At 71.7% G+C, this 7,264-nt stretch carries 6 protein-coding genes; all 6 read right to left on the reverse strand.

Features of this window, described 5'->3' with window-relative positions; genetic code table 11:
* The coding region (locus tag AC08OX_RS09490) for a DUF4913 domain-containing protein (RefSeq protein ID WP_476607467.1) at positions 1-459 on the reverse strand (459 nt) is incomplete at its 3' end.
* The gene (locus AC08OX_RS09495) at positions 434-2,191 is read right to left on the reverse strand and encodes a type IV secretory system conjugative DNA transfer family protein (RefSeq protein ID WP_476607468.1); all 1,758 of its coding nucleotides are present in this window, start codon (positions 2,189-2,191) and stop codon (positions 434-436) included. The genes AC08OX_RS09495 and AC08OX_RS09490, both read right to left, overlap by 26 nt.
* A gap of 38 nt (positions 2,192-2,229) precedes the next feature.
* Positions 2,230-3,807 (reverse strand): hypothetical protein, encoded by a 1,578-nt coding sequence (locus AC08OX_RS09500; protein WP_476607469.1) that lies wholly within the window; start codon positions 3,805-3,807, stop codon positions 2,230-2,232.
* On the reverse strand, positions 3,762-5,249 hold the full coding sequence (locus AC08OX_RS09505; protein WP_476607470.1) for an SCO6880 family protein: 1,488 nt from the start codon (positions 5,247-5,249) through the stop codon (positions 3,762-3,764). Before AC08OX_RS09505 ends, AC08OX_RS09500 begins: the two co-directional genes overlap by 46 nt.
* The gene (locus AC08OX_RS09510; protein WP_476607471.1) at positions 5,246-6,493 is read right to left on the reverse strand and encodes a hypothetical protein; all 1,248 of its coding nucleotides are present in this window, start codon (positions 6,491-6,493) and stop codon (positions 5,246-5,248) included. Before AC08OX_RS09510 ends, AC08OX_RS09505 begins: the two co-directional genes overlap by 4 nt.
* 10 nt (positions 6,494-6,503) lie before the next feature.
* Positions 6,504-7,264, reverse strand: a 761-nt coding sequence (locus AC08OX_RS09515) for a DUF8175 domain-containg protein (RefSeq protein WP_476607472.1), incomplete at its 5' end; no start/stop codon positions are given.

The following is a 7,264-nucleotide window of genomic DNA, read 5'->3' on the forward strand; positions in this document are numbered from 1 at the left end:
GGGTGGGATCACAGGCAGGGTCTGGTCGGGTTCGTGCGGGCGGTGGGGCCGGTCGGGTGAGCATCGGGCGAACGGCCCGGTGGGGGCCATCAGCCGGGGCAGCTGGTGATCCAGATGGTCACGGAGCCAGACAGCCATGCCGGTCTGCCCGTTCAGGCGCAGGTGCTCGAAGGAGCGCCACAACGCTTCTAACCGCAGGGCCGCCTCGACGTGGTCCCACCACTGCGGGCACCACCGCCATTCGCCGCCGAGCGGCCGGGCGAACACCGGGGCGAAGAACTCGGCGACCCAGGTCTGCAGGTCCGGATAGCACAGCGCAGCAGGTGCCTGCGCGTCAGCGGGCGTCTGCAGTGTGCCGTCGGTGGACGCGGCTGCCGCGGCGGCGAGATCGTAGACGGTCTTCTCCAGGCGGGCCACCTGCACGGCGAGATCGTCAACTGTGGGTGACGGGGCGGTCATCGATCGACTCCGATGCGGTGTGGTGGCCGCCGGCCCGGGCGGTGAGCTCGGCGGTGGCCTCCGCGACCGCCGCGGCGATCTCGGCGTGGTGGGGGCCGGTGTACCAGGGGCGTAGCGCGAGCACTGCGGCGCGGGCGCCGGTGGCCAGCAGCAGCGCCCACCCCTTGGGGATCGCCCGGATGTCTCCGGGTTCGAGGATGCGTTGTCGGCGGGCGGACACCGACAGGCTCGCACCCTGGCGGCTGCGGGTGACCGACTCGGTGTCCACCTCGTGCTCGCCCACCAGCCGGGAGACGTCTTCGGCCAGGCGGGCGTCGTCGATACCTGCCCCAAGGATCTTGATTGTGCTGGCGGACCACAGCGCGTCCATGCCGGGCTCCCCCCATACCCGCACGCCTTGGCGGTAGCTCTGCAGGATGGTCAGCGGGACGACCCCGCGGGAGCCGAGGTGGGAGTACAGATCCGGTAGGTCCTGGATCTTGCAGACGTTCGCGGCCTCGTCCAGGACCGTGACCATCGGTGGGTCGAGCCGGCCGCCGCGAGATTCGGCGCGGCGTACCGCTGCGCGCAGCACCTGGTCGGTCAGCGCGGCCACCAGCGGGCTGGCTGCGCCTTCGTCGTCTTTGGACAGCAGATAGAGGGTGTCGTTGCTGGCTGCGAACGCGGCCATGTCCAGTTCGACGGTGGCCGCACCGGGGATGACCCAGCGTTGGATTCGTGCGTTGCGCAGGCACTTCGCCGCCGTCCTGGCGGTTTCGTAGACGCCTTCACGGGTTTCAGGGGCGCCTCTTTGCCGGCCGCGCAGCCCGGCGGCGACCGTGGGGAAGCCGCCGGCTGCGAGCAGCTCGGCGGGTAGCGGGGAGCCGGAGTCGTTGAGCCACTCGTAGACGTCGGTGAGGGTGCGTTTCGAGACGGCGGCGGCCAGCAGCAGGCTGGCAAGCAGGTCACCGGCGGCGGCGGACCAGAAGTCGCGGTTCTTGTCCCGGATCTCCTGGAGGAAATGCCCGGCGAGCCGGTCTGCGTCCTCGACGCCGGCGACGGCGGCCAGCGGATTCCACCACCAGGTCTGCTCGGCGTAGGCGACCTGTTGGGGATCGAACACCCACACCCGGCTGTGGGCGGCGCGCAGGGAGGCGGTGGCCGCCCACAGGTCGGCTTTGTTGCTGGTCGCGACCGCCGCGCCGGGGGCATCGAGGATCATCGGCACGGCCAGGCCGGTGGTCTTGCCGGCCCGCGGCGCCATCACGGCCAGGGCGACGTCCTCCCAGGTGCCGCGCAGCGGCGGGCCGGTGGGCACGAGATCGCCCAGCGGCCAGCCGGTCTGCGTCGGGGATAGTCGGCGGCGGTCGAGCGCAGCGAGCGACGGGCACAGCTTACGGGCCCGCTTGGCCACCCCGGCCGGGGTCAACGCGGCCAGGTCGTCCGGGCCGGCCAGCGACGGCAACGCGAGCCGCCAGCGGGTTTCGCGGTGGCGGCGGAACGTCCAACGCCGCCAGCGGCGCGTGACGAGCACGACCAGGACCCCAACGGCCGACATCCACAGCAGCCCGCTGGCGATCAGCCAGCCGGTGGCCACCCCGGGCCAGGCCAGGTCAGCGCGGCCGCGCAGCAGGTAGCCGGCCATGTCGGGCAGGGGGGCGACCTGGCCGCCGCCGACGGCAGCGGCCAGCCGGGCGGTCAGCCATACCAGCCCGAACACGACGGTGGAGATCCACAACGGGCCGACTAACACCCAGGGGGCAGCCTCATACCGGCCGGCGCCCGGGCGGCTCACCGGAGGTCCCGGCGGATTGCCTGGTCGGAGTCGTACAGCGTTACCTCGTCGGGGGTAAGCGTCATCTGCACCGGGATCCCCAGCCTCCCCCCAGTTTTGATCATGTATTTACCGCGGCCGGGGTGCAGGTGACGCGACTGCCAGGAGTCCGGTGCCGACCAGCTCGTGACCATCTCTCCCTCGGCGTCGGTCAGCGGGGTGATCTCCTGTACCCGGGTCAGTTCCCGCGGCGGGAGCCCGGCCAGCACCGTGATCGCGGCCCTGTCGATAAACCCGCGTGCTTTGGCCCGGTCCTCCTCGGTGACCAGCGCGTCGAGGTCGGCCAGCGAGTGGGTGACCATGAGGCTGGCCATGCCGCGGGCCCGGTTGAGCCGGGTGAGCGTGTCGGCGTGCTCGACCAGACCGGGGGCGCCGCGCAGCGCCCGCCACAGCTCGTCCATGACCGCGACGAAATGCCGCCGGGGGGCCAGGCCGACGTCGGCGAGCGCGGCGGCGCCGTCGACCGCGCCGTGTCCGTAGGCCCAGGTGCACAGCAGCGCGGCGGCTAGCAGGGTGTCCCCGGCCGCGCCCACCCGGGAGATGTCCACCGAGACTGCCGGGGCATCTAGGTCGATCGGCCGGCTGGTGGGCCCGTCGAACACCCCCGCCAGCGATCCTTCACACAGCAGGGCCAGGGATGCGACCAGGCCGGCGACCCTCTCGGCGTAGCTGGCCAGATCGCCGGCACGGGCCGCGGCGCGTAACTGGTCGGGACCCTCGTCCAGGACACGCAGCACATCCGGCACGGTCGGGGGCACCTTCAAACGTTCGTCGAGCAGGTCGATCGCCCGGCCGAGGATGACCTCCTCGATGTTGAGGATCCGGCCGCCCCGCACCAGGCGGATCAGCGCCAACAGCAGCGCGAGGCGGCGGCCGCGGACCTCCCACCGCAGCGCCGCGGCATCGGCGGGATCCATCCGGGTCAGCGCCTGTCCCAGAGGACCGGCGTCCAGCGGGTTGATCCGGTCCATACCGCGGCCCACCCGGATGATCTGACCGCCCAGCGCGTCGATGTGGCGGACGTAGTCCGGTTTGGTGTCCCCCAGGATCAGCGCGCGCACGCCGGTGGCGACCATCCCGGTGATCAGCCGGTGGGTCAACGCGCTCTTGCCGACCCCGGGCTGGCCGAGGATGAACATCCCCGGGTTGGTGACCAGACCGGCGCGCAGCCAGGCCAGCGGGTCCAGGCAGACGGTTTCCCCCCACAGCATGTGCCGGCCGACGGGCACCCCGGCGATCGGGGAGCCGGAGCCGGCGACGAACGGGAACAGCCCAACGGCCTGCACCGTGGTCGCCTGATATTCCGGTGCGACGACGACATGCCCGGCCCGACCGGCGCCGGGTGTCTTCCATCCCCAGGCCGGGGCAAGCGGTTCGGCAGCGGCCGCGGGCGTCGTCTCCCCCGGCGGGATCACCGCCGGGGCATGCGCCAGCAGCGGCGCCCGGGTCGGTGGGGCCGGGCTGCGGCGTGCCGGTAGTAGCCGGGGCATCAGTGCGGCCACCGGGTGGCGAGCGCCGGCGGGCAGATCCCGCACGGCAGCGTGACGGCGAACCCGGCCGCCTGCGCCCCGTACATCCGCCGCAGCCGGATCTTGGCGGTGTCGGCGCGGGCCTCCAGGTCCGCGACGGCCTTCGGGAGATCCTCGGGCCGGCTGCTGTCGACGGTAACCGTGGCGTACAGCGACATGAGCACCACGCCGGCGCCCTGGGCTTCTTCCCGGGCGGCCCGGGCCGCCGCGGCGGCGTCCGCGTTGTCGCGGGCGGTAGCGTCCCGGCCAGTGCGGGCCCGGTAGAGCGCCCGGAACGTGGCGGCGTTGACCTCCGTCTCCAACGTCCGGGCCGCGACACCGGCGAGCATGGGCCGGTAGAGCATCGTCACCCGTGTCGGCCAGGGGCCTGGCGCGAGCAGGCGAGCCAGCACATCGGAGTGCACCAGCTGGCGGGGGGCCTCCCGCCAGCCCCAGGAGGTGCTCAGTCCGGAGTCGTGTCGGTAGGCGTCCCAGGTTTCGCGTGCGGCGACCGGCCCGGCGTCCGCCCAGCGCAGCAGCCTCCGCTCGCCGCGGGCGCTGCCTTCCAGCAGCCGGATGACCTCTCCCCGCCTGGCCGGGTCGAACGCGACCCGCACGGCGCCAGCGAGCTCGGCCGCGCTGGCCCGGCCCAGCACCGTGACCCCGCAGCCACCCAGCGCCGATTCCAGCCCGATCAGGGTGCGGGAGAACTCCACCGCCGCGTCCAGTACCTTCGCTGGTCGGGTCGGCGCGAACCGCGGATCGAACGTGATCGACACCCGGGTGTCGACGTCGGCCGTAGTGTGCGGGGAGGCCACCAGGTCGTGCACGAGCTGCCGGGCCACGGAGGGTGCGGCAGGGTCCAGCGTGCCCAGGAGGGCGTCGCGCAGGGTCGTGCCTGGGTCTGGTGCGGTGTCCACAGTGACCGCGACCCAGCGCACCGCCGGCAGGTAGCCGAGGCTGGCCAGCCAGCCGCCCCAGGCCGCCGTCCAGGTGTCCGCGTCCGAGCCGGCCAGCCAGGTAGAGGTGGCCGACACCCGTATCGTCGCGGTCAGCAGGCCGGTGCGGCGGTCCCAGACCAGCCCGTAGCGGCCCCCGGCGCCGTCCTCGACGTCGACGAGGGCCATCGGGGCCAGCACCCCGGGCAGCTGCCAGGCCCGAGGGTGGGCCACCAGCACCCCGCCGTCCCGCCGGTTCCAGCCGCGCAGCACCGCATACCGCCAGCGGACGTGCTGCACCAGGACATGCAGCAGCGGGATCCCGTCCCAGCGGGCCACCGTCACTCCCAGCAGCACCGCCAGCGGCGGGCCGAGCACCAACAGCGCCCGTGGGCGGATCGTGGCCGCCAGCAGCACCAGTACGAACATGCCCAGGGCGGCCAACGTCTGCCCGGTGGTCAGACCCATCAGACCCAGCCCGCGGGCCCGCCGCCAGCCACCGTAGGTCCGTACCGGCGTCGGCTCGGTCATGTCCCCTCACCCCCACCCTGGGTTCCGATCGGCGACGGTCCTGTCGGCGGGGTCATCCTGGCTGCCGCGGTCTGCCCCGCGCCGCGGACAGCCTCAGGGGCCGCGCTCGCTCCCGGGGGACCGGCGGCCGCCGTACCGGGCGTACCGGGCGGCCCGCCTGCCGGTTGCCTGCCTGTCAGGGCCGCTCCGGACGGTGTCCCGCCTCCACCGGTACCCACCGGTGGCTCACCCTCCGCCAGGGATTGCATGTACCGGGCGTGCGCGGGGGCTGGCCAGCCACCCGCGGGTGCCCCACTCCTGGCGCCGCGCAGGCCCGCAGCCGCCTGCAAGGCGAAACCGATGGATGTCAGCAGCTGCCCGTCTCCGCCGTCCTGCCCGGCTTGGGCGACGGTCCAGTTGAACAGGCGCATCAGCGCCGGCAGCGCCAACACCGCCATAATGATCATGGTGAAGCCGGTGAACACGGTGCGGGCGTCCTCACCGTGGCCGGCCAGCGTGAACGCGGTGGCGTAGACCAGGGCAGCGGTCGGCTTGTAGAACACCAGCGCGGCGGCCCACCCGGTGACCCGGGGGAACCAGCCTTCCGTCACCGAGGTCATCTTCCCCGCGGCGGCGAGCTGCAGCGCAGCAACCAGGATGGGAATCGCCCCATCCCGGAAGATCATGAGAACCGCTTGGATGAAGCTGGCTAGGAAGGCCAGCAGACCCAGCAGGATCAGCACTAGATAACCGCCGTGCATGCCTGTCAGCGTGAGGATCTTGGTCATCCGCTCGGCGAACTCGTTATCCGTGCTGGTGTTGAGCACCCAGGTGGAGAATGCATCCCCCGCATTGACCAAGGCCGCGATCAGCGTGGTGCCAACCCCGGTGGCGACCGCATAAGTGATCAGTCCGCGGCCGGCGCGGACCAGCGGATTGACCCGCCGCTCCAACGCGAGCCGGATGCCCTGCACCATCAGCCCGCCGACCAACATCACCACCACGATCGGCAGCAGGAAACCCCGGATCATCCCGATCGCCGCAACGTTCCCCTTGAGGTTGATGGAGGGCACATTGACCCACCAGGACGTCGACATCCTCACCATCCAGCCGACCGCGTCGGCGACCCTGTCGGCGACCACCTCGAGGAACATGTCGAAGATTGCTTCGGCTACATCACCTGCGAAGATTTCTTTGAATATCTCTTTCGCAAGATCTTTGATTCCATCTTTGATATAGCACAGCACATCAAAAGGCACACACACGGCGGGCTCCTTAAAACTGGGCGAGCATCCTGAAGCCTGCGGTGTCCGTCACCTGCGATCCGGCGTTTCTCCAATCCCCGCCTGACGGAGCGACGACCTTCCAGTCATCGTCGACCCAGCGCACTTCGACCCGCACTGCCGCCAGCAGGGGCTGGCCCTTCGCCTGGATCAGGAGGAGCAGGTAACGCACCATCGCCGTGTCCTGGGAGTAGCTCTCCAGTTGCCAGCCGATGATCCGGGAGTCTGATCCTGCGATCCGCTCCCCCGGGCCAGGCATGTCTTGACGCCCCTCGCGCTGGGCGGCGGCTAACAGCGCGGTGCGGTTATCCCCGATGACCTGCCGTTCGATGGTGGGCCGCCACACCGACTCGCCAAGGGTCCCGGCGGTCCGGTAGGCGATGTTGATCGCGGCCAGCACGCTGCCGATCCGTGAGCGAGCAAAACCCGATGCGAGGAACCCGTCGAGATGCGCCGGCCCTGCCGCGGCCGACCGTGGCAGCCGCAGACCGCCGATAAAGTCGTAGAACGTAACGTCGTCCGCCCCCGGGGGCGGTGACACCGGGGGCGGTGACACCAGGGGCGGTGACACCAGGGGCGGTGACACCAGGGGCGGTGACACCGGGGGCGACGATTCGAGCCCAAAGCTGGGCTGCCCGGCCGCCTCGACAGTGCTGGTGTGCCCAGGGCCAGTCGGCCGGGAGGATTTGTCGCCGCCGGTGAGCCGTATGCCGACGAGGCCCCCGACACCGACCAGCGCCACGGCGGCGATGA

Source organism: Frankia sp. CoBUL1 (assembly GCF_978021245.1).

Coding starts and splice junctions, on each gene's coding strand:
- AC08OX_RS09505 (WP_476607470.1), bottom strand. CDS start 5,249: ATGACCGAGCCGACGCCGGTACGGACCTACGGTGGCTGGCGGCGGGCC.